Below are 20,988 nucleotides of genomic sequence, written 5' to 3' on the forward strand. Positions count from 1 at the left end.
GAAAGACTAAGCGCCATTTCGCCGTTTGCCACCGAGTCTGCATGCCAGCCCTAGACCACCCCCTGATCGACCAGTTCCTCGATGCCCTCTGGCTGGAGAAGGGCCTGTCCGACAATACCCGCACCTCTTATCGAAGCGACCTGGCGCTGTTCAATGGCTGGCTCCAGGAGCACGGCGTGGCGCTGCCCGACGCCGGTCGCGAGTTGATCCTCGACCACCTGGCCTGGCGTTTCGACCAGGCCTACAAGCCCCGGTCGACGGCGCGGTTCCTCTCCGGCTTGCGTGGTTTCTACCGCTATTTGCTGCGTGAGCGGATGATTGCCGTCGACCCGACGTTGCAGGTCGACATGCCGCAACTCGGTCGTCCGTTGCCCAAATCCTTGTCGGAAGCCGATGTCGAAGCGTTGCTCAAGGCCCCCGACCTGGGCGAGGCCATCGGCCAGCGCGACCGGGCCATGCTCGAAGTGCTCTACGCCTGCGGGTTGCGGGTGACCGAACTGGTCAGCCTGACACTGGACCAGGTCAACCTGCGCCAGGGCGTGTTGCGGGTGATGGGCAAGGGCAGCAAGGAGCGCCTGGTGCCGATGGGCGAGGAGGCCGTGCTGTGGCTCGAACGCTACCTGCGTGATGGCCGAGCCGACCTGCTCAACGGCCGGCCCAGCGATGTGCTGTTCCCCAGCCTGCGCGGCGAGCAGATGACCCGGCAGACCTTCTGGCACCGGATCAAGCACCACGCGCGGCTGGCGGGTATCGACAAGCCGCTGTCGCCGCACACCCTGCGCCATGCGTTCGCCACCCACCTGCTCAACCACGGCGCCGACCTGCGCGTGGTGCAGATGCTGCTGGGGCACAGCGACCTCTCCACCACGCAGATCTACACCCACGTGGCCAAGGCGCGGCTGCAGCAGTTGCACGCCCAGCACCACCCGCGTGGATGAATGATATTCATGTTCCGCCGACCGGTGCCTGAGTACCCCTACTGCGCCGGTCTGTTGTGGTAGGCTTGGACGGTTTGTTGCAAGGGCCGACCGTTCGCCGCGTTCAAGACGCGAGCGATGCCCCTCCGGCCCCGTCCGCCTTCAGGAGTTCCCATGCGCGTGACCCAGATTTTCGCCGCCGCCGCCCTGGCGCTGGCCAGCACCTTTGCCGCCGCCGCGGCCACCGAGACGGCTGCCGGTGCCGAGCAGGCGATCCGCAAGTCGTTGCAGAACCTCGAACTGGAAGTGCCGGTCGAGAGCGTCGCCAGCAGCCCGCTCAGTGGCCTGTACGAAGTCAAGCTGCAGGGCGGCCGCGTGCTGTACGCCAGCGCCGACGGCCAGTTCGTGATGCAGGGCTACCTGTTCCAGATCCAGGACGGCAAGCCGGTCAACCTCACCGAGAAGACCGAGCGCCAAGGTATCGCCAAGCTCATCAACGGCATTCCGGCCGGCGAGATGATCGTCTACCCGGCCAAGGGCGAGACCAAGTCGCACATCACCGTGTTCACCGACACCACCTGCCCGTACTGCCACAAGCTGCACGCCGAAGTGCCCGAGCTCAACCGTCGCGGTATCGAAGTGCGCTACGTCGCCTTCCCGCGCCAGGGCCTGGGTTCGCCGGGTGACGAGCAACTGCAGGCGGTCTGGTGTTCGAGCGACCGCCGCGCGGCGCTGGACAAGATGGTCGACGGCAAAGAGATCAAGGCCGCCAAGTGCGCCAACCCGGTGGGCAAGCAATTCGCCCTGGGCCAGTCGATCGGTGTCAACGGCACGCCGGCCATCGTGCTCGAGAGCGGCCAGGTGATCCCGGGCTACCAACCGGCGCCGCAGGTGGCCAAGCTGGCCCTGGCCGGCCAGCAGCAAGCAACCAAGTAAATCATTCAGTACGCCGTCGTCATGGGGTGACGGCATGTTTCACGGTCGGCGCAGGTGCCGGCCGTTCAATGGGGAGTTCACAGTGAAACCGGTCAAAGTAGGCATCTGTGGGTTGGGGACCGTCGGTGGCGGTACCTTCAATGTACTTCAGCGCAACGCCGAGGAGATCGCCCGCCGTGCCGGGCGCGGTATTGAAGTGGCACAGATTGCCATGCGCTCGCAGAACCCGAATTGCCAGATTACCGGTACCCCCATTACCGCTGACGTATTCGAAGTGGCGAGCAACCCCGAGATCGATATCGTCATCGAGCTGATCGGTGGCTACACCATTGCCCGCGACCTGGTGCTCAAGGCCATCGAGAACGGCAAGCACGTGGTCACCGCCAACAAGGCGCTGATCGCCGTGCATGGCAACGAGATCTTCGCCAAGGCCCGCGAGAAGGGCGTCATTGTCGCCTTCGAAGCCGCCGTGGCCGGTGGCATCCCGGTGATCAAGGCGATCCGCGAAGGCCTGTCGGCCAACCGCATCAACTGGCTGGCCGGGATCATCAACGGCACCGGCAACTTCATCCTCACCGAGATGCGCGACAAGGGCCGTGCGTTCCCCGACGTGCTGGCCGAAGCCCAGGCGCTGGGTTACGCCGAAGCCGACCCGACCTTCGACGTCGAGGGCATCGACGCCGCGCACAAGCTGACTATCCTGGCGTCCATCGCCTTTGGTATCCCGCTGCAGTTCGACAAGGCCTACACCGAAGGCATCACCCAGCTGACCACCGCCGACGTCAATTATGCCGAAGCCCTGGGCTATCGCATCAAGCACCTGGGCGTGGCCCGTCGCACCAGCGCCGGCATCGAACTGCGCGTGCACCCGACGCTGATCCCCAACGATCGCCTGATCGCCAACGTCAATGGCGTGATGAACGCGGTGATGGTCAACGGCGATGCCGCAGGTTCCACGCTCTACTACGGCGCGGGTGCCGGCATGGAGCCGACCGCCTCGTCGGTGGTCGCCGACCTGGTCGATGTGGTCCGCGCCATGACCTCCGACCCGGAAAACCGCGTGCCGCACCTGGCCTTCCAGCCCGATGCCTTGTCGGCCCACCCGATCCTGCCGATCGATGCCTGCGAAAGCGCCTACTACCTGCGCATCCAGGCCAAGGACCATCCGGGCGTGCTCGCCCAGGTCGCCAGCATCCTCTCGGAGCGCGGTATCAACATCGAGTCGATCATGCAGAAGGAAGCGGAAGAGCAGGATGGCCTGGTCCCAATGATCCTGCTCACGCATCGTGTGGTCGAGCAACGCATCGACGACGCCATCGTCGCCCTGGAAGCGCTTCAGGACGTGGTCGGCAAGGTCGTGCGCATCCGCGTCGAACAGCTCAATTAATTCAGTGGCGGGCCGTCACGGCGGCCTGCACCCAGCACCGAAGGTTTGCATATGCGCTATATCAGTACCCGCGGCCAGGCTCCGGCCCTGAACTTCGAAGACGTCCTGCTGGCTGGCCTGGCCAGTGATGGCGGCCTGTACGTTCCCGAGAACCTGCCACGCTTCACCCAGGAAGAGATCGCCTCCTGGGCCGGCCTGCCGTACCACGAGCTGGCCTTCCGGGTGATGCGCCCGTTCGTCGACGGCTGCATCGCCGACGCCGACTTCAAGAAGATTCTCGAAGAAACCTACGGCAACTTTGCCCATGCCGCCGTGGCGCCGCTGCGCCAGCTCAATGGCAACGAGTGGGTCATGGAGCTGTTCCACGGCCCGACCCTGGCGTTCAAGGATTTCGCCCTGCAACTGCTCGGCCGCCTGCTCGACCACGTGCTGGTCAAGCGCGGCGAGCGCGTGGTGATCGTCGGCGCCACCAGCGGTGATACCGGCTCCGCCGCCATCGAAGGTTGCCGCCGTTGCGACAACGTCGACATCTTCATCCTGCACCCGCACCAGCGCGTGTCGGAAGTGCAGCGCCGGCAGATGACCACCATCCTGGGCGACAACATCCACAACATCGCCATCGAGGGCAACTTCGACGACTGCCAGGAGATGGTCAAGGCCAGCTTCGCCGACCAGTCGTTCCTCAAAGGCACTCGCCTGGTGGCGGTCAACTCGATCAACTGGGCGCGGATCATGGCCCAGATTGTCTACTACTTCCATGCAGCCCTGCAGCTGGGTGGCCCGGCCCGTTCGGTGGCGTTCTCGGTGCCGACCGGCAACTTCGGCGACATCTTCGCCGGTTACCTGGCACGCAACATGGGCCTGCCGATCAGCCAGCTGGTGGTGGCGACCAACCGCAACGACATCCTGCACCGCTTCATGAGCGGCAACCAGTACGTCAAGGACGCCCTGCACCCGACACTGTCGCCATCGATGGACATCATGGTTTCGTCGAACTTCGAGCGTTTGCTGTTCGACCTGCACGGCCGCAACGGCGCCGCCGTGGCCGCGTTGATGGACACCTTCAAGCAAGGTGGCGGCTTCAGCGTCGAGGCCGATCGCTGGACCGAAGCCCGCAAGCTGTTCGACTCGCTGGCCGTCACCGACGAGCAGACCTGCGAAACCATCGCCGACGTGTTCAAGAGCACTGGCGAAGTGCTCGACCCGCACACCGCGATCGGCGTCAAGGCTGCCCGCGAGTGCCGTCGCAGCCTCGACACACCGATGGTGGTGCTGGGTACTGCGCACCCGGTCAAGTTCCCCGAAGCGGTGGAGAAGGCCGGCGTTGGCAAGGCCCTCGAGCTGCCCGCGCACCTCAGCGACCTGTTCAGCCGTGAAGAGCGCTGCACGGTGCTGGCCAATGACCTGAAGACCGTACAGGCCTTCGTCAGCCAGCACGGCAATCGCGGCAAGCCGCTGTAAGCGTCTTTCGGCCTGCGAAGAAACCGCCCAATGGGCGGTTTTTTCTTTGCGGACCAATCCTGCGCGCCATTCGGCTTTTTCCTATATCTAAGCGCCTGGAGCCTACCTAGAGTGAGCGCCCATCCGAGCTGGCAGCCACGAACAGGAGAAGCGCATGCGCAGGCTTCATGTCCTCATTCATCAGGTCCGTCCCTCCCATCAGATCCTCCTGCACCAGGCATTCAATGCCCTTGGCGTGTTCAACGTGCGCCTGCACGATCAACTGTCGTCCCTCAAGGCCAGCCTGGCTCAGGCAAGTCCCTTGGATGTGCTGGTACTTGACCATGGCATGCCCAGGCGCACCGGGCAGGCGTTGATCGATCATCTTGAGCGGGTGTCGGAGCCGCGTGCCTTGCTGTTCGTCGGGCAAGCCGACGAACAGGGCCCGGATCTGGCCAGGGAGGCTCGCAAGAGGGGGCTGAAGGTTATTGCTGAGCTGCCTTGGCCTCTGTCGACCAGCGTGCTGGACGCTGCGCTCAAACGCCTGAAAGGCTCTCCCGACGATGGGGTGGGGCGGGCTGGCTGAACTGTCATATTCACCGCGCATGCTCGTCGGGAAGGGCCTGGAGTGGAGAACTTTCCAACAGGTCCGAAGGTCAGTTCCTCCATGTCCACCACCCAGCGAGTGATCCGGATGGAAAGAATCTGCAGGCTGCTCAACGACGCTCTGACCCCTTACCACGCCTCGCTTGGCGCCCTCGACGCCAGCGGTAATCGCCAACTGACCCTCTATGACGAACAGGGTGCCGAGACGTTGCGGCGCCAGGTGTGCGCGCGGGAGTTGGTCGAACAACAGCTGCTGGTCGATCTGGTCGATGGCCTGCACCGCGACCTGCAGATCGCCGAGGGCCGCCTGCAGCCTTGTGTGGTCGCTGCCTTGCAACATCGTCAGGAACGCCAGGGAACCTTTGCCTGAGTGTCCCGTCAGAATGATCAAGGGTGGTCTGGTGGTGCTTTGCTCCGGTATTGCCAGGCTACCGCCGCAAGTCCCTGAGGACTTTCGCTTGACCCCGGTCGTCCTCCCCAGCGGCCGGGGTTTCTTTTTGCCTGGCTAGCGCGGTGCCTGATCGTCGAAAAAGTGCCGGGCCTGCTCGAGGTAGTCCGTCTGCAGCTCAGGGTCCAGCCAGCGTGCGTAGAGGCCCGGCAGCGTGTCGCGGCGCAATTCGGGCAGCAACTGGTCGACATGGGCGATGGCCTCACGCCCCAGGGGGGTGTCCGAGCAGCCCACATGGAGGAACTGGTAGCGGTTCACGCCCTGGATCGGGTGAAAGCGGTAGTCGTCCAGCGAGCCACCCTGCTGCTGGATCAGGTAGCGCATTTCGGGCCAATAGCCGAGTACCAGTTGCAGGCGCCCCAGTTGCTGCATCTGCAGCAGGCTGGCGGTGGCGTCGTTGCCGTAGTGGCGGCTGAAGGCGCTGTCAGGCAATTGGCGGAGGATCTCGTCCACCTGGGTGCTGTAGCTGCGCTCGGCGACGATGCCCAGCTTGAGCTGGGTCTGGTTCAGCAAGCGTTTGAGGTCGACCTGTTGCTCGTCCAGGAAGGGGGCAAGCAGCGCCTCGTCCTGCTTGCGTACCACCAGCCCGCTGCTCAGCACACCCAGCGAGGCCAGGGAGAAATGTACGTACTTCTCACGCTCCGGAGTCCAGAGCAGGGTCGGGTCGCAGGTGAAACTGGGTTCCTGGAGCATCTGCAGGCCCCGGGCGCGGTTGACCCGGACAATGCTGTGGTCGTACTCGGGCATCTGTGCAATCAGCATTGGCAGTAACTGATCGATCACGCCTTGGCCCTTGGCGGCCCCTTCGAAGATAGTGAATGGCGGCAGGTCGCGCACCAGCCAGAGCAGGCGCTCCTTGGCCTGGACTGAGGGTCCTGCAAGCAGGAACAGTATCAGGCAGCACAGCGTGGACAGGCGACCGAGGCGCATGCAACTGGCAGGTCAGACCGCGCCGGCTTCACGCAGGCGGGCGATGGCCGCCGCGTCGTAGCCCAGGCTGCTGAGTACCGTGGCGGTGTGTTCGCCGAGGGTCGGGCCGACCCACTCGGCGGAGCCGGGCGTTTCGGAGAGTTTGGGCACGATGCCGGGCATCTTGAAGGGCTTGCCATCCGGCAGCCGGGCCTGGAGGAACATTTCGCGGGCCAGGTACTGCGGATCGCTGAACATGTCCTCGGCCGAATAGATGCGGCTGGCCGGTACCTCGGCCGCGTTGAGCGTCTGCATTACCTCGGCCAGCGGCAGGCTGTTGGCCCAACGGTCGATCACCCCGTACAGCTCGTCCCGGCGCGCATCGCGGCCATCGTTGGTGGCCAGCGTGGCGTCGCAGGCCAGGTCATCGCGGCCGATGGCCTGCATGAAGCGCTTGAAGATCGCGTCACCGTTGGCGCCGATCTGCACGTGGCGGCCGTCCAGGGTGGTGTGGATGGAGGAGGGGGTGATGCCCGGCATGATGTTGCCGGTGCGTTCGCGGATGAAACCGAACACGTCGAACTCCGGGACCATGCTTTCCATCATGGCGAAGATCGCTTCGTATAAAGCCACGTCCACCACCTGGCCCTGGCCACCATTGACTTCGCGATGACGCAGGGCCATCAGTGCGCCGATCACGCCCCACAGGGCGGCGATCGAATCACCGATGGAGATCCCGGTACGCACCGGCGGGCGGTCCTCGAAACCGGTGATGTAGCGCAGCCCGCCCATGGATTCGCCCACTGCGCCGAAGCCTGGCTGGTCTTTCATCGGGCCGGTCTGGCCGAAGCCCGACAGGCGCACCATCACCAGGCGCGGGTTGAGCGCATGCAGGGTCTCCCAGCCCAGGCCGAGTTTCTCCAGCACGCCGGGGCGGAAGTTCTCGATCAGGATGTCAGCCTCGGCCAGCAGGCGTTTGAGCACCTCGAGGCCTTCGGGGTGCTTGAGGTTGAGGGTGAGCGACTGTTTGTTGCGCGCCTGCACGAACCACCACAGCGACGTGCCCTCGTAGAGCTTGCGCCACTTGCGCAGCGGGTCGCCGCCGTCCGGCGACTCCACCTTGATCACTTCGGCGCCGAACTCGGCACAGATGCGCGAAGCGAAGGGGCCGGCGATCAGGGTGCCGAGCTCGATGACTTTCAGGCCGGCGAGGGGTTTGCTGGGCGTGGGCATGGGGCATCCTGACGAATGGGCGTGAGGGCAGGTTGTATCACAGCTCGGCTGCGGCAGGTACTGTCGCGGGGTACAAGAAATGCGTCTGTGCCATCGGTGTTTGATGGCCGCAAGGGGAAGGCTTGGGCGATGGCTCTGTGTTGCCTGTGCCGGCCCATTCGCCAGCAAAGCTGGCTCCTGCAGGTGCCATGCGCCTGCGCACATTTGCAGGAGCCAGCCTTGCTGGCGATGCCCGGCAAAGCCGGGCCAGGAGCGTCACTCGCCCCGCTGCCGCCCGGGATCAGTTAGACTGTGCGACTTTTCTCCCCGCAAGAAGCCCATCGCCCATGGCCCAGCCGTCCACCACCTACAAGTTCGAACTGAATCTGACCGACCTCGACCGCGGCGTGTACGAGAGCGTTCGCCAGACCATCGCCCGCCATCCCTCGGAGACCGAGGAGCGCATGGCCGTGCGCTTGCTGGCCTACGCCCTGTGGTACAACGAGCAGCTGGCGTTCGGCCGTGGCCTGTCGGACGTCGACGAAGCGGCATTGTGGGAAAAGAGCCTGGATGATCGCATCCTGCACTGGATCGAGGTCGGCCAGCCCGACGCCGAGCGCCTGACCTGGTGCTCGCGCCGTACCGAGCGCACCAGCCTGCTGGCCTACGGCAGCCTGCGGGTGTGGCAGAACAAGGTGGTGGATGCGGTCAAGGGCCTGAAGAACCTGAATATCGCCGCAGTACCGCAGGAGGTACTGGAAACCCTGGCCGCCGACATGCCGCGGACCATCAAGTGGGATGTGATGATCAGTGAAGGCACGGTGTTCGTCACCGACGACCGTGGCCAGCACGAAGTGCAGCTCGAATGGCTGCTCGGCGAGCGTGGTTGACCTGCCCTTTATCTGATTGCCGAAGGCCCCATGCGTATCGAACCCCGTCCCCTGCCGTCGACCCTGCCGTTCCTGGGTAACCTGCCGCCGTTGCTGACCCGCCTGTACGCCGCCCGTGGCGTGGAGTCCGAGGCCGAGCTGGACAAGAGCCTGGCGCGGTTGTTGCCGTTCCAGCGGCTCAAGGGCATCGAGGCGGCGGTGGACCTGCTGGTCGAGGCCCTTGACCTGCGCCAGCGGATTCTCATCGTCGGTGACTTCGATGCCGACGGCGCCACCGCCAGCACGGTGGGGGTGCTTGGCCTGCGTCTGCTGGGCGCCGCCCATGTCGACTACCTGGTGCCCAACCGTTTCGAGTATGGCTACGGCCTGACGCCCGAGATCGTCCAGGTCGCGCTGGAGCGTCAGCCGCAGCTATTGATCACTGTGGACAACGGCATTTCCAGTGTTGACGGTGTGGCCGCCGCCAAGGCTGCGGGGTTGAAGGTGCTGGTCACCGACCACCACTTGCCTGGCGAGCAATTGCCGGATGCCGATGCCATCGTCAATCCGAACCAGCCCGGTTGCGAGTTCCCGAGCAAGTCGCTGGCAGGCGTCGGGGTGATCTTCTATGTGCTGATGGCCCTGCGCGCACGCCTGCGCAGCCTCGGGCGCTACGAAACGCAGGCGCAGCCGAATATCGGCGAACTGCTCGATCTGGTTGCGCTGGGCAGTGTCGCCGACGTGGTGCCGCTGGATGCCAACAACCGCATCCTGGTGCACCAGGGGCTCGAGCGTATCCGCGCCGGCCGTGCGCGGCCGGGGCTCAAGGCCATTCTTGAAGTGGCCCGGCGTGACCATCGGCGTATCACCTCCACCGACCTGGGCTTCATTCTTGGCCCCCGGCTCAACGCCGCCGGCCGGTTGGACGACATGAGCCTGGGTATCGAGTGCCTGCTATGCGATGACGCCGCGCTGGCGTTGGACATGGCCCAGGAGCTGGATGGCCTGAACCAGGATCGCAAGTCCATCGAGCAGGGCATGCAGCGTGAGGCGCTGGCCCAGCTCAAGGATTTGCCGGTGGAGTCCATGCCCTATGGGCTTTGCCTGTTCGATGCTGACTGGCACCAAGGGGTGATCGGGATTCTGGCGTCGCGCCTGAAGGAGCGTTACCACCGCCCGACCATCGCCTTTGCCGATGCGGGGGAGGGGATGCTCAAGGGCTCGGCGCGGTCGGTGGCCGGGTTCCACATTCGTGATGCGCTGGATGCGGTGGCGGCGCGATACCCGTCGTTGATCAGCAAGTTTGGCGGGCATGCCATGGCGGCTGGGTTGTCGCTGCCTGCCGACAACTTCCCGGCGTTTGCCGAGGCCTTCGATGCGGAGGTCCGGCGGCAGTTGCGTGAAGAGGACCTGACGGGGCGGCTGCTGTCGGATGGTTCGCTGGCGGTCGAGGAGTTTCACCTGGAGTTGGCGCGGGCCTTGCGCAATGCCGGGCCTTGGGGGCAGCACTTTCCTGAACCGTTGTTCCATGGGGTGTTTCAGTTGGTCTCGCAGCGGGTCGTGGGGGAGCGGCATCTCAAGGTTGTGCTCAAGAGCGAATGTGGGGCGGTGACGCTGGATGGGATTGCCTTTGGGGTGGACCGGGAGGTTTGGCCGAATCCTGCAGTGCGGTGGGTGGAGTTGGCCTACAAGCTGGATGTGAATGAGTTTCGGGGGAATGAGAGTGTGCAGTTGATGATTGCGCATATGGAAGCGCGGTGATTTTTTTTAGTTGGTTAGTTGGTTGGTTCTGAGTTGTGTGGGCATATCCGTTTGCTATGCAGACGCTGATTCACCTTTCCGCCCTTACGGCGGCCTACTTTGGTCTTGGCCAAAGTAGGCAAAGCCGCTCGCTCCATCATACGGCCCCTACGCTACGCTTCGGGGTCCCTTCGCTCCGGCGCCTTCCGGGCCCGCGCGGCCTACGACTTGCTGCGCAAGTCTACATCTCGCGCCTTCGGCTACGCCGAAGGGTGCTGCGCACCTGGCCCTCCAGACGCCTGCGCTCAGCCTCCTGAAGTCGCGAAGTTACGGGCGGCGCCTGGGCTGGCGCAGCTGTCGCTCGTTGATTATTCATGGCCTTCAGTACGCATTCGCCGGCAAGGCCGGCTCCTACCGGACGGTGTACGCCGCACCATTGTAGGAGCCGGCTTTGCCGGCGAACCATTGGTACAAACACCATAACCATCACTGCACTACATCGCTATCAAACTTTCCGCTCTTTGCTCTTTGCTCTTTGCGAGCGCGGCTTTTGATCTTGGTGCGCGATAGTTCAGGCGCCGCCCATTGCGACTTCAGGAGGCCGAGCGGAGTTCTTGCGTAGTGGGGCGACGGCCATGGATGGCCGTCGAGCGCTGCGCCCCAGGATGGGGCGTTCAGCGCGGTACCCACGGGAGCAAGAACGGAGCGAGGGAACCCCGGAGCGAAGCGCAGGGGCCGGATGATGGAGCAGGCGGTTTTGCCTACTTTTTCCAAGAAAAAAGTAGGCCGCCGTAAGGGCGGAAAGGTGAATCAGCGTCACCATCGCCAATGGATATGCTCAAAAAACTGAAGACCATCACGCTGAGCGCTGAGCGCCTACCCCCCATAAGCCCGCATGAACAACCCCACCACCTCCCGCACATGCACCTCCACCTCATCCCCCGTCAACGCCGGCGCACACCCCAGCAACAACCGATAATCCGGCGCCCCCTTGACCAGGCAGAAGAAATGCTCCGCCGCTCGCAACGGGTTGTCGATGCGCAGCAGCCCCCGCTGGTCGACACAACTCAGCAGCGCCTCCATCCCGGCCAGCACCCGCTTTGGCCCCGCCTCGTAGAAGTACCGCCCGAACCCCGGGTCCTGGCTCCCCAAGGCAAAAATCAACCGGCTGAGCTTGACCGACTCATCCGAACTGATCAGCGCCTGGAACCCCCGCGCGATATTCAACAGCACGTCCTCCAGCGCCACCCCGTCGGGGTACTCGAAGATCAAGTCGGGCAGTTGGGTCTGGCAGGTCGCCATGACCGCCGCGCCGAACAAGGTCTGCTTGTCGGTGAAGTGGCTGTAGACCGTGAGTTTTGAAACACCTGCCGCCGCAGCGACCGCATCCATGCTGGTGTTGGCATAGCCAAGGCTGAGAAACAGCGACTTGGCGGCTTCGAGGATGGCCTCGCGCTTGGCCAGGTCCTTGGGCCGGCCTGGGCCGATGGGTGCGTCGTTGGACATGGGGATCCGCATCTGTTCTGAAACCGACCATCTTACCGGGTCGAGAGCCATCCGGCTGCAACGCGCGTCGCCGCGCTATTCCACTTTTTCTGTTGGCAGCCTGCTTCCCCGACCCGATTCCCTGACTTAATATACCCGCCAGTATAAATATTCGATGCGCCCTCTGCCAAAGGTCCTCCATCATGTTGCGTCGTGCGTTGTCCCTTGCCCTGCCCGCAGCCCTCGTGCTGCTCACCGCCTGTGGCCAGCAGGCCGCGCCGCCCTCGGCCCCGCGTCCGGCGCTGGTGGTGCAGCCTCAACCCGCTAGCGCGTCTGCCGACAGCTACCCTGGCGAAGTGCGGGCGCGTTTCGAGCCCGAGCTGGCCTTCCGCATCGGCGGCAAGGTGAACAAGCGCCTGGTGGAAGAGGGGCAGCGGGTCAAGGCCGAACAGGCCCTGGCCGAGCTTGATCCACAGGACGTGCGTCTTCAGCTGGAAGCCAACCGCGCCCAACTGGCCGCCGCCGAAGCCAATCTGGCGCTGGTGCGTGCCGAGCGCGACCGTTACCAGAAACTGCTGGAGCGGCAGATGGTCAGCCGCTCGCAGTTCGACAACGCCGAAAACCTGTATCGCGCGGGGCTTGCCCGCTTGAAACAAGCCAAGGCCGAATTCGAGGTCGCTGGCAACCAGGCTGATTACGCGGTGTTGCGTGCGCCTCAGGCCGGCGTTATCGCCAAGCGTCAGGTCGAAGTAGGGCAGGTGGTCGCCGCAGGTCAGACCGTGTTCACCCTGGCCGCCGATGGTGAGCGCGAAGTGGCGATCGGCTTGCCAGAGCAGCAATTCGCCCGATTTGGCGTCGGGCAGGTGGTGAGCGTGGAACTGTGGTCGCACCCCAACCAGCGTTTCGAAGGGCGTATCCGTGAACTGTCGCCAGCGGCCGATCCGCGCTCGCGCACCTTCGCCGCACGCATCGCCTTCACCTCCACCAGCAACCCCGCCGAACTGGGTCAAAGTGCACGCGTGTTCATCGCCCACGCCGAGCAGGCGCCGCTTGCCGTACCGCTGTCGGCGGTCACTGCTGAGGCCGGGCAGGCCTATGTGTGGCGGGTCGGCAAGGATAATCGCCTGGAGCGTGCGGCGGTCCGCCTTGGTGCCTATGGGGCCGACAGTGTGCCGGTGCTCGAAGGCCTGCAAGCCAGCGACTGGGTGGTGGCCGCGGGTGGCCATGTGTTGCGGGAGGGGCAGCAAGTGCGCCCGGTGGACCGCAGCAACCGTGAAGTGAACCTGGCGACCAAGGAGTAAGTCCCGATGGGTTTCAACCTTTCCGCCTGGGCGCTGCGCAACCGCCAGATCGTGCTGTTCCTGATGATCCTGCTGGCCGCGATCGGGGCCATGTCCTACACCAAGCTTGGGCAGAGCGAAGATCCGCCGTTCACCTTCAAGGCCATGGTCATCCGCACCTTGTGGCCGGGCGCGACCGCCGAGGAGGTCTCGCGCCAGGTCACCGAACGCATTGAGAAGAAGCTGATGGAGACCGGCGAGTACGAGAAGATCGTCTCGTTCTCCCGCCCCGGCGAGTCCCAGGTCACCTTCATGGCTCGCGATTCGCTGCATTCCAAGGACATCCCCGAGCTCTGGTACCAGATCCGCAAGAAGGTCGCGGATATCCGCCATACACTACCGCCGGAGGTCCAGGGGCCGTTCTTCAATGACGAATTCGGCACCACCTTCGGCAACATCTACGCCCTGACCGGCTCCGGCTTCGACTATGCCGTGCTCAAGGATTACGCCGACCGTATCCAGATCCAGCTGCAGCGCGTCAAGGACGTGGGCAAGGTCGAGTTGATCGGCCTGCAGGACGAGAAAATCTGGATCGAGCTGTCCAACGTCAAGCTCGCCACCCTGGGCGTTCCGCTCGCGGCGGTGCAGCAGGCGTTGCGTGAACAGAATGCGGTCAGTACCGCAGGCTTCTTCGAAACTTCGAGCGAGCGTTTGCAACTGCGTGTCAGCGGGCGTTTCGACAGCGTCGAGCAGATCCGCCAATTCCCCATCCGTGTCGGTGATCGAACCTTCCGCATCGGCGATGTCGCTGAGGTGCAGCGCGGCTTCAACGACCCACCCGCGCCTCGCATGCGCTTCATGGGCGAGGACGCCATTGGGTTGGCGGTCTCGATGAAAGAGGGCGGCGACATCCTGGTGCTGGGTAAAGCCCTTGAAGGCGAATTTGCCCGCCTGGCCCAGGGCTTGCCTGCGGGCATGGAGTTGCGCAAGGTTTCCGACCAGCCCGCGGCGGTCAAGGCCGGTGTCGGTGAGTTCGTCCAGGTGCTGGTCGAGGCCTTGGCCATCGTCCTGCTGGTGAGTTTCTTCTCCCTGGGCCTGCGCACCGGCCTGGTGGTCGCCTTGGCGATTCCGCTGGTGCTGGCGATGACTTTCGCCAGCATGCATTACTTCGGCATCGGCCTGCACAAGATCTCGCTGGGGGCGCTGGTGCTGGCGCTGGGTTTGCTGGTGGACGACGCGATCATCGCGGTGGAGATGATGGCGATCAAGATGGAGCAGGGCTACGACCGGCTCAAGGCGGCCAGCTACGCCTGGTCGAGCACGGCGTTCCCGATGCTGACCGGCACCTTGATCACCGCGGCCGGCTTCCTGCCGATCGCCACGGCGGCCTCGAGCACCGGCGAATACACCCGGTCGATCTTCCAGGTGGTGACCATCGCTCTGCTGACTTCATGGGTGGCGGCGGTGGTCTTCGTCCCGTATCTGGGCGAACGCCTGCTGCCCGACCTGGCCAAGCTGCACGCGGCGCGCCACGGCAGCGATGGGCATGCGCCGGACCCCTATGCCACGCCCTTCTACCAGCGTGTACGGCGCGTGGTGGAGTGGTGCGTGCGGCGGCGCAAGACGGTGATCCTGCTGACCGTCGCGGCCTTCGTCGGCAGCATCCTGCTGTTCCGTTTCGTGCCCCAGCAGTTCTTCCCGGCTTCCGGGCGTCCGGAGCTGATGGTCGACCTGAAGCTGGCCGAAGGCGCCTCGCTCAACAACACCGCCGAACGCGTCAAGCAACTGGAGGCGCTGCTTAAGCAACAGGACGGTATCGACAACTATGTCGCCTATGTCGGTACCGGCTCGCCACGTTTCTATCTGCCTCTGGACCAGCAGTTGCCCGCAGCGAGCTTCGCCCAGTTCGTGGTGCTGGCCAAGTCGTTGGAAGACCGTGAGCGCCTGCGTGCCTGGCTGATCACAACACTGGACGAGCAGTTCCCCGACCTGCGCTCGCGCGTCACACGCCTGGAGAACGGCCCGCCCGTGGGATACCCGGTGCAGTTCCGTGTGACCGGCGAGCATATCGAGAAGGTCCGGGCGTTGGCTCGTGAAGTGGCGGCCAAGGTGCGCGAGAACCCGCACGTGGTCAACGTGCACCTGGATTGGGAGGAACCGAGCAAGGCGGTCTACCTGGACATCGACCAGGATCGCGCCCGCGCCCTGGGGGTGAGCACCGCGCAGTTGTCGAGTTTCCTGCAAAGCTCGCTGACGGGCAGCAACGTCAGCCAGTATCGCGAAGACAACGAGCTGATCGAGATTCTGCTGCGCGGCACCCCGCAGGAGCGTCGCGAGCTGGGCAACCTCGGAAGCCTGGCCCTGCCCACCGACAAAGGCCAGAGCGTGGCGCTTTCGCAGGTGGCCACGCTGGAGTACGGCTTCGAGGAAGGCATCATCTGGCATCGCAACCGCCTGCCGACCGTCACCGTGCGCGCCGACATCTACGACAAGGAGCAGCCGGCCACCCTGGTGAAGCAGATCCTGCCGACCTTGCAGCAAGTCAAGGACGAGCTGCCTGACGGTTACCTGCTGGAAGTCGGTGGTACCGTGGAGGACTCCGAACGCGGCCAGCGCTCGGTGAATGCCGGCATGCCGCTGTTCATCGTGGTGGTGCTGAGTTTGCTGATGATCCAGCTGCGCAGTTTCTCGCGGATGTTCATGGTCTTCCTCACCGCGCCCCTGGGGTTGATCGGTGTCACCCTGTTCCTGCTGGTGTTCCGTCAACCGTTCGGTTTCGTCGCCATGCTCGGAACCATCGCCCTGGCGGGGATGATCATGCGCAACTCGGTGATCCTGGTCGACCAGATCGAACAGGATATCGCGGCGGGGCTGGACCGCTGGCAGGCGATCATCGAGGCCACGGTGCGGCGTTTCCGCCCTATCGTGCTGACCGCGCTGGCGGCGGTGCTGGCGATGATTCCGTTGTCGCGCAGTGTGTTCTACGGGCCGATGGCGGTGGCGATCATGGGCGGGTTGATCGTGGCCACGGTGTTGACGCTGCTGTTCCTGCCGGCGTTGTATGCGGCGTGGTTCAGGGTGAAGAAGGGGTGAGGATCGGTTCGCCGGCGAGCCGCCATCCTGTGGGAGCGTTCAGGCTCAGAGCGCGCCGAACACTTTCTTGGCCAGGCTGGTCGCCGCCTGGGCCGGGTTCTGGCGAATGCTTTCTTCCTGCTTGGCGATCATCTCGAACAGGCCGTCCAGGGCCTTCTCGGTCACGTAGTTCTCGATGTTGGCGTCATCCTTGATCAGCCCCAGGCCCTTGGCTTGCCCGGCAAAGCTGTTGTACTGCTGGGCCAGGCCGACCTTGTCGGTGGCCTGCTTGACGATCGGCAGGAACTTGGCGCGAATCTGCTCGCGGCTGCTCTTGTTCAGGTACTGGGTGGCCGAGTCCTGACCGCCGCTGAGGATGCCCTTGGCATCGGTCACGGTCATCTTCTTCACGGCGTCTACCAGGATTGCCTGGGCTTGCGGCACGGCGGCTTCGGCGGCTTTGTTCATGCTGGTCTCCAGGGCTTCGACCTGGTCACCCTTGCCGAACATCTTCATCGCTTTGGCAGCCTTGCCGAGATTGCCCGGCAGCTCGATGCGCACGTCGGGGTTGTTGCTGAAGCCGCCTGGCGAACTCAACTGCTTCACGGCGATCTGCGCGCCTTGGGTGAGCGCGTCCTTCAGGCCGCCGGAGGCGTCGCTCTGGGACAGGTCGCCGAGTGACAGGGCGAGGGCGTTGACCGACAGCAACAGGCCGGCGCACAGGGTGGTGAAGCGCAGGGAAGTGCGAATCATGGGGCTTTCCTTATAGACAGAATGGAGCGGGTTCAGCGGACCGGGTCGACCTTGATGCGTACCGGTTGTGTGTCGCTGCCGTCAAGCCGCACACCATGGTGTTCGGTGTTGATGAACAGCAGCTTGCCATCCAGCTCGATACGCGCGCTGAGCGCATAACGGTGGCCGGGCTTGACCTGGGCGGGGTCGTACTTCAGGTGAAAGGGCAGCGGCACGTTGCCTTTGACCGGGCCGGCCTGGCGGGCCAGGGTCACTGCCGGGGCGTCCATCAGCGATACATCCTGCAGGGCGACGCTCAGGGTGGCGGCCGGCGGCAGGGCGATGCGCTGCAAGTAGAAGACTTCGCCGTCCAGGCTGGCCTGGTTGGAAGGGGCGTGGTTGGAGCAGGCTGCGAGCAGAACAGAGCCGCAGAGTGTGAGGAGCTTTTTCATGGAATCTCCGTTGATTCTGGGGCTGGCTTGTGGCCAGCCTCTAGGACTTTAGCGGATTTCAGGTCTAGGTGTGGGCTACGCCGGCTAACCCGCGAAGGGCTGCAGAGCAGCCCCAATGGCCTTTATTCCACGGGCGCAGGCTCCGGCGTTTCCTCGCGGTGCAGCGCCACCTGCCGGATGGACAGGCGCAACTCTGCCGACAACACGCGCTTGGCCACGCCCTCTGCGAGCTCAGCGAGCTTGTCGTGGTAACCGAGCTTGCCATCGCCATCGGGTTGCAGCACACCCTCGCGCACCAGGGTCTGGATGAAGTGGCGGAACAGCGTCTTGTCGAAGAACTCCGGCGCGTTCAGGCCATGCAGGATCGACAGGCGCTGGGCCATCATCACGCACAACTCTTCCAGTTCCTCGGCGTTCAGCGTGTGCTGGCCGCTGTTGAGCAGCAGCGAGGTGGCCATGTAGAAGCGCTGCAGGGTCTGGGTGATGGTGCGGGCCAGCAGGGTCAGCAGGACGAACTGCCGCGAGCTGGGAGCCGGGCGCATGTAGATGTCGTTCTCCTGGCGCAGCAGGCCCTGCTCTACCAATGCGGCCAGCCACTGGTCGATCACCTCGTCCAGCTGTTCGGGCGTCCAGCGCAGGAACAGTTCGGCCTGCAGGTAGGGGTACAGCGCGCGCACATACTGGCCCAGCAGATCGCGGCTCATGCGCGAGCTGCTGAGGAAGAAGCTTGCCAGCAGCCCCGGCAGGGCGAAGATATGCAGGACGTTGTTGCGGTAATAGGTCATCAGCACCGCGTTGGCTTCGTCCAGGTAGAGGATGCGACCCATCGCGTCCTTCTGTTCGGCCAGCAGGTCCATGCCCAGTACATGCTTGATCAGGGCCTGGCCATCACCGTCGGGCAGTGTGGTGTGCGGCGAATAGGGCACTTGGCGCAGCAAGGCCAGGTACAGGTCGAGCACACGGGTCAGGGCGCGCTCGTCCAGGGCCAGGCGGCTGGTCGACAGCAGGGCCAGGGCCACCAGGTTGACCGGGTTGATCGCCGCCGCTTCGTTCAGGTGGCGGGCGACGGTCTCGCCCAGGCGGGTGGTGGTGTCGTTGAGCCAGGTCGGGCGGAATTGCGGGCCGAGTTCCTGCTCACGCCAACCGGGTTGCTGCTCGTCGAGGAAGCCTGCCAGGCGGATCGGCTCGCCAAAGTTGACGTAGACCTGGCCGAAGCGCTGCTTGAGTGCGCCAATCACCTTGAATATGTCGAAGATCGACTCTTTCTTCTTGCTTGCACCGCGGAGTTCACCCAGGTAGGTACGGCCTTCGAGCACTCGCTCATAGCCGATGTACACCGGGACGAAGACGATCGGTGTACGCGAAGAGCGCAGGAAGCTGCGCAGGGTGATCGCCAGCATGCCGGTGCGTGGTTGCAGCATGCGCCCGGTGCGCGAGCGTCCGCCCTCGACGAAGTACTCCACCGGGAAGCCCTTGGTGAACAGGGTATGCAGGTACTCGTTGAATACCGCCGTGTACAGCGGATTGCCCTTGAAGGTGCGGCGCATGAAGAACGCGCCGCCCCGGCGCAGCAACCCGCCGATCACCGGCATGTTGAGGTTGATCCCGGCCGCGATGTGCGGCGGCGTCAGGCCGTTGCGGAACAGCAGGTAGGACAGCAGCAGGTAGTCGATGTGGCTGCGGTGGCAGGGCACGTAGATCACTTCATGGCCCGGGGCGATGCCCTGCACCTGCTCGATATGGTTGACCTTGACGCCGTCGTAGATCTTGTTCCAGAACCAGCTGAGCACCACTTCGAGGAAGCGGATCGCTGTGTAGGTGTAGTCCGAGGCGATCTCGTTGCCGTAGTGCAGCGCCTTGGCTTCGGCCTTGGCGTAAGGGATCTTCTCGCGCTCGGCTTCATCGCTGATGGCCTGGCGCACCAGCGGGTCGTGCACCAGGCCCTTGACCAGGTTGCGTCGGTGCGAGATGTCCGGGCCGATCACCGCGGTCTTCAGGTTGCGGAAATGCACGCGCATCACCCGCTGGGCCATGCGCACGGTGCGTTCATGGCCCTTGTTGTGGTCGACCAGCTCGCGCAGATGAATGGGGGCGGAGAACTGCACACGTGTCTTGCGCCCGAGGATCAGCACGCTCAGCAGGCGGCGCAGGCGCCCGGTGACCGCCCAGCTGTCGGCGAACAGCAGTTTCCAGGGGCTCGACTCGCTGGCCGGGGTCTGGCCCCAGAACACGCTGACCGGGATGATCTGCGCATCTTCTTCGGCGTGCTGGCTGATGGTCGCAACCAGGCGCTCGAGGGTGGGTGGGGCGCCGCGCTTGTCCTGCCGGCCCAGCCAGTCGGGATCGGGGGTCAGGTAGAAGAACCCGGCGGGCTCCTGCAGCGGGCCGACTGCCACCGGCAGCACCGGGCGCGGCAGCCCCGCCTTGGTGCACTCGTGGTCCACCACGGCCAGGTCGGTGAGCGACGGCGAGGAAAGGGCGTAGAACACCGGACGGCTGCGGTCGAGCTTGAGCGTCAACGAGGACTGGTTGATGGTTTCGGAGCGCACCCACAGGTAGAGAACGCGACGCAAGGCGCCGAAGATGAGGCGGCGCAGGGGGGAACGGGTCATGGGGTGGGCCCTGGGTGAGAGTTTCGGTGTTTTCCAGGCCGATAGTCTGCCGTATCTGCGTAAGTTCAGCAAAAATCGGCAAAAATCAGTGCCGTCATGAATTTTTTTTGTTTCGTGTCATATACTCGGCCTGCCGCTTGCAGGATATTCGGGCAAGCTGCGAAGGCCCTGGGTGCTGACCCCAGGCCGGCAAGGCGATCTTCAAAATAAAAAACCGGAGTAGTTCAGATGTCGTCTCGTGAGACTGGGAATGTGAAGTGGTTCAACGATGCCAAGGGTTATGGCTTCATTCAGCGCGAAGGTGGCGCGGACGTGTTCGTCCACTATCGGGCTATCCGTGGTGAGGGGCATCGCACCCTGGTCGAGGGACAGCAGGTTGAGTACGCCCTGGTGCAAGGCCAGAAAGGCTTGCAAGCCGAGGACGTGGTAGGGCTCTGAGCCTTAGGCTGCACGCTCAAGCTGCAAGTTGACCGTGGAACTTGCAGCCTGATGCGATCAGCGTTCAGCTGGTACGCCAGGTGATTTCCTCTTCACCGTCGGCGCTGATGCGGATCCAGCGATCGGCATCTTCTTCCCCATCTTCCTCTGCCCAGCTACCGGGCGCGCAACGTACTTCGACGTTCAGTGCGGCATAGGCCGCGCGGGCGCAGGCGATGTCGTCGGCCCATGGGGTCTGGTCGCTTTCCAGGTACAGGCTGTTCCATTTCCCCACAGCCTTCGGTAACCAGGTGACCGGAATGTTACCGGCCGTGCACTTGAAGGTCTGGCCTTTCTGCTTCCATTCGCTGCACGGACCCAGGGCTTGGGTCAGCCAGTCGGCGATCTGCTTGTGATCGACGTCGGCGTCCTTGAGGTAGATCTCGATATCGGGTTGGCGCATCAGGGGCTCCG

General features: G+C 64.2%; 18 protein-coding genes. 11 read left to right on the top strand and 7 right to left on the bottom strand.

Features of this window, described 5'->3' with window-relative positions; all coding sequences use genetic code 11:
* The first annotated feature begins 41 nt into the window (after positions 1–41).
* The 6 genes from xerD (at position 42) to P5705_RS00335 (ending at position 5,656) form a co-directional block, all read left to right on the top strand.
* Positions 42–938 carry a site-specific tyrosine recombinase XerD gene (xerD, locus tag P5705_RS00310; RefSeq protein ID WP_277458898.1) on the top strand — a complete coding sequence of 299 codons (897 nt, stop codon included), beginning with the start codon at positions 42–44 and terminating at the stop codon, positions 936–938.
* Between the two features lie 153 nt (positions 939–1,091).
* Positions 1,092–1,853 (top strand): DsbC family protein, encoded by a 762-nt coding sequence (locus P5705_RS00315; protein WP_277458900.1) that lies wholly within the window; start codon positions 1,092–1,094, stop codon positions 1,851–1,853.
* An 82-nt stretch (positions 1,854–1,935) separates the two neighbouring features.
* The gene (locus P5705_RS00320; RefSeq protein ID WP_248917108.1) at positions 1,936–3,240 is read left to right on the top strand and encodes a homoserine dehydrogenase; all 1,305 of its coding nucleotides are present in this window, start codon (positions 1,936–1,938) and stop codon (positions 3,238–3,240) included.
* A 51-nt stretch (positions 3,241–3,291) separates the two neighbouring features.
* On the top strand, positions 3,292–4,701 hold the full coding sequence (gene thrC / locus P5705_RS00325; RefSeq protein ID WP_277458901.1) for a threonine synthase: 1,410 nt from the start codon (positions 3,292–3,294) through the stop codon (positions 4,699–4,701).
* 154 nt (positions 4,702–4,855) lie between these two features.
* Positions 4,856–5,266: a histidine kinase gene (locus P5705_RS00330; protein ID WP_277458903.1), complete on the top strand. Its 411-nt coding sequence runs from the start codon at positions 4,856–4,858 to the stop codon at positions 5,264–5,266.
* 108 nt (positions 5,267–5,374) lie between these two features.
* Positions 5,375–5,656 carry a DUF3509 domain-containing protein gene (locus P5705_RS00335; protein ID WP_277459193.1) on the top strand — a complete coding sequence of 94 codons (282 nt, stop codon included), beginning with the start codon at positions 5,375–5,377 and terminating at the stop codon, positions 5,654–5,656.
* Positions 5,657–5,791: 135 nt separating this feature from the next.
* Here the strand turns inward: P5705_RS00335 and P5705_RS00340 are convergent, their stop codons facing one another.
* Both P5705_RS00340 and P5705_RS00345 read right to left on the bottom strand, forming a co-directional pair.
* The gene (locus P5705_RS00340; RefSeq protein WP_277458905.1) at positions 5,792–6,664 is read right to left on the bottom strand and encodes a TIGR02285 family protein; all 873 of its coding nucleotides are present in this window, start codon (positions 6,662–6,664) and stop codon (positions 5,792–5,794) included.
* Between the two features lie 12 nt (positions 6,665–6,676).
* Positions 6,677–7,876 (bottom strand): CaiB/BaiF CoA transferase family protein, encoded by a 1,200-nt coding sequence (locus P5705_RS00345; protein ID WP_277458906.1) that lies wholly within the window; start codon positions 7,874–7,876, stop codon positions 6,677–6,679.
* Positions 7,877–8,202: 326 nt separating this feature from the next.
* On the opposite strand from P5705_RS00345, the gene P5705_RS00350 reads away from it, so the two are divergent.
* Together P5705_RS00350 and recJ are read left to right on the top strand one after the other, a co-directional pair.
* The gene (locus P5705_RS00350; RefSeq protein ID WP_277458907.1) at positions 8,203–8,745 is read left to right on the top strand and encodes a YaeQ family protein; all 543 of its coding nucleotides are present in this window, start codon (positions 8,203–8,205) and stop codon (positions 8,743–8,745) included.
* Positions 8,746–8,775: 30 nt separating this feature from the next.
* Positions 8,776–10,485, top strand: coding sequence for a single-stranded-DNA-specific exonuclease RecJ (gene recJ, locus P5705_RS00355; RefSeq protein ID WP_277458908.1), 1,710 nt, complete (start codon positions 8,776–8,778; stop codon positions 10,483–10,485).
* Between the two features lie 855 nt (positions 10,486–11,340).
* On the opposite strand, the gene P5705_RS00360 is transcribed toward recJ, so the two are convergent.
* Complete coding sequence (locus P5705_RS00360; protein WP_277458909.1) at positions 11,341–11,982, bottom strand: TetR/AcrR family transcriptional regulator; 642 nt, start codon at positions 11,980–11,982, stop codon at positions 11,341–11,343.
* A 170-nt stretch (positions 11,983–12,152) separates the two neighbouring features.
* Between P5705_RS00360 and P5705_RS00365 the strand changes: the two genes are divergently transcribed.
* Together P5705_RS00365 and P5705_RS00370 are read left to right on the top strand one after the other, a co-directional pair.
* Entirely contained in the window at positions 12,153–13,250 is a 1,098-nt protein-coding gene (locus tag P5705_RS00365) for an efflux RND transporter periplasmic adaptor subunit (protein ID WP_277458911.1), read from the top strand.
* Between the two features lie 6 nt (positions 13,251–13,256).
* A complete protein-coding gene (locus P5705_RS00370; RefSeq protein ID WP_277458913.1) occupies positions 13,257–16,322 on the top strand; it encodes an efflux RND transporter permease subunit in 3,066 nt (1,021 codons plus the stop codon).
* Positions 16,323–16,367: 45 nt separating this feature from the next.
* On the opposite strand, the gene P5705_RS00375 is transcribed toward P5705_RS00370, so the two are convergent.
* The 3 genes from P5705_RS00375 to plsB all read right to left on the bottom strand — a co-directional run bounded on the left by P5705_RS00375 (position 16,368) and on the right by plsB (position 20,097).
* The gene (locus P5705_RS00375; protein WP_277458914.1) at positions 16,368–17,054 is read right to left on the bottom strand and encodes a DUF4197 domain-containing protein; all 687 of its coding nucleotides are present in this window, start codon (positions 17,052–17,054) and stop codon (positions 16,368–16,370) included.
* Positions 17,055–17,086: 32 nt separating this feature from the next.
* Entirely contained in the window at positions 17,087–17,485 is a 399-nt protein-coding gene (locus tag P5705_RS00380; protein ID WP_277458915.1) for a YbaY family lipoprotein, read from the bottom strand.
* 122 nt (positions 17,486–17,607) lie between these two features.
* A complete protein-coding gene (plsB, locus tag P5705_RS00385) occupies positions 17,608–20,097 on the bottom strand; it encodes a glycerol-3-phosphate 1-O-acyltransferase PlsB (RefSeq protein ID WP_277458917.1) in 2,490 nt (829 codons plus the stop codon).
* 228 nt (positions 20,098–20,325) lie between these two features.
* Between plsB and P5705_RS00390 the strand changes: the two genes are divergently transcribed.
* Positions 20,326–20,535 carry a cold-shock protein gene (locus P5705_RS00390; RefSeq protein WP_011535295.1) on the top strand — a complete coding sequence of 70 codons (210 nt, stop codon included), beginning with the start codon at positions 20,326–20,328 and terminating at the stop codon, positions 20,533–20,535.
* A gap of 64 nt (positions 20,536–20,599) precedes the next feature.
* On the opposite strand, the gene P5705_RS00395 is transcribed toward P5705_RS00390, so the two are convergent.
* Positions 20,600–20,977 carry a hypothetical protein gene (locus P5705_RS00395; protein ID WP_277458924.1) on the bottom strand — a complete coding sequence of 126 codons (378 nt, stop codon included), beginning with the start codon at positions 20,975–20,977 and terminating at the stop codon, positions 20,600–20,602.
* Between the last annotated feature and the right edge of the window lie 11 nt (positions 20,978–20,988).

This window comes from Pseudomonas entomophila (assembly GCF_029478665.1).
GTDB lineage: Bacteria > Pseudomonadota > Gammaproteobacteria > Pseudomonadales > Pseudomonadaceae > Aquipseudomonas > Aquipseudomonas entomophila_F.

Coding starts and splice junctions, on each gene's coding strand:
- P5705_RS00360 (WP_277458909.1), bottom strand. CDS start 11,982: ATGCGGATCCCCATGTCCAACGACGCACCCATCGGCCCAGGCCGGCCC.
- P5705_RS00375 (WP_277458914.1), bottom strand. CDS start 17,054: ATGATTCGCACTTCCCTGCGCTTCACCACCCTGTGCGCCGGCCTGTTG.
- P5705_RS00335 (WP_277459193.1), top strand. CDS start 5,375: ATGGAAAGAATCTGCAGGCTGCTCAACGACGCTCTGACCCCTTACCAC.
- P5705_RS00350 (WP_277458907.1), top strand. CDS start 8,203: ATGGCCCAGCCGTCCACCACCTACAAGTTCGAACTGAATCTGACCGAC.
- P5705_RS00395 (WP_277458924.1), bottom strand. CDS start 20,977: ATGCGCCAACCCGATATCGAGATCTACCTCAAGGACGCCGACGTCGAT.
- recJ (WP_277458908.1), top strand. CDS start 8,776: ATGCGTATCGAACCCCGTCCCCTGCCGTCGACCCTGCCGTTCCTGGGT.
- P5705_RS00345 (WP_277458906.1), bottom strand. CDS start 7,876: ATGCCCACGCCCAGCAAACCCCTCGCCGGCCTGAAAGTCATCGAGCTC.
- P5705_RS00380 (WP_277458915.1), bottom strand. CDS start 17,485: ATGAAAAAGCTCCTCACACTCTGCGGCTCTGTTCTGCTCGCAGCCTGC.
- P5705_RS00340 (WP_277458905.1), bottom strand. CDS start 6,664: ATGCGCCTCGGTCGCCTGTCCACGCTGTGCTGCCTGATACTGTTCCTG.
- P5705_RS00330 (WP_277458903.1), top strand. CDS start 4,856: ATGCGCAGGCTTCATGTCCTCATTCATCAGGTCCGTCCCTCCCATCAG.
- P5705_RS00315 (WP_277458900.1), top strand. CDS start 1,092: ATGCGCGTGACCCAGATTTTCGCCGCCGCCGCCCTGGCGCTGGCCAGC.
- P5705_RS00370 (WP_277458913.1), top strand. CDS start 13,257: ATGGGTTTCAACCTTTCCGCCTGGGCGCTGCGCAACCGCCAGATCGTG.
- P5705_RS00365 (WP_277458911.1), top strand. CDS start 12,153: ATGTTGCGTCGTGCGTTGTCCCTTGCCCTGCCCGCAGCCCTCGTGCTG.
- plsB (WP_277458917.1), bottom strand. CDS start 20,097: ATGACCCGTTCCCCCCTGCGCCGCCTCATCTTCGGCGCCTTGCGTCGC.
- P5705_RS00390 (WP_011535295.1), top strand. CDS start 20,326: ATGTCGTCTCGTGAGACTGGGAATGTGAAGTGGTTCAACGATGCCAAG.
- xerD (WP_277458898.1), top strand. CDS start 42: ATGCCAGCCCTAGACCACCCCCTGATCGACCAGTTCCTCGATGCCCTC.
- thrC (WP_277458901.1), top strand. CDS start 3,292: ATGCGCTATATCAGTACCCGCGGCCAGGCTCCGGCCCTGAACTTCGAA.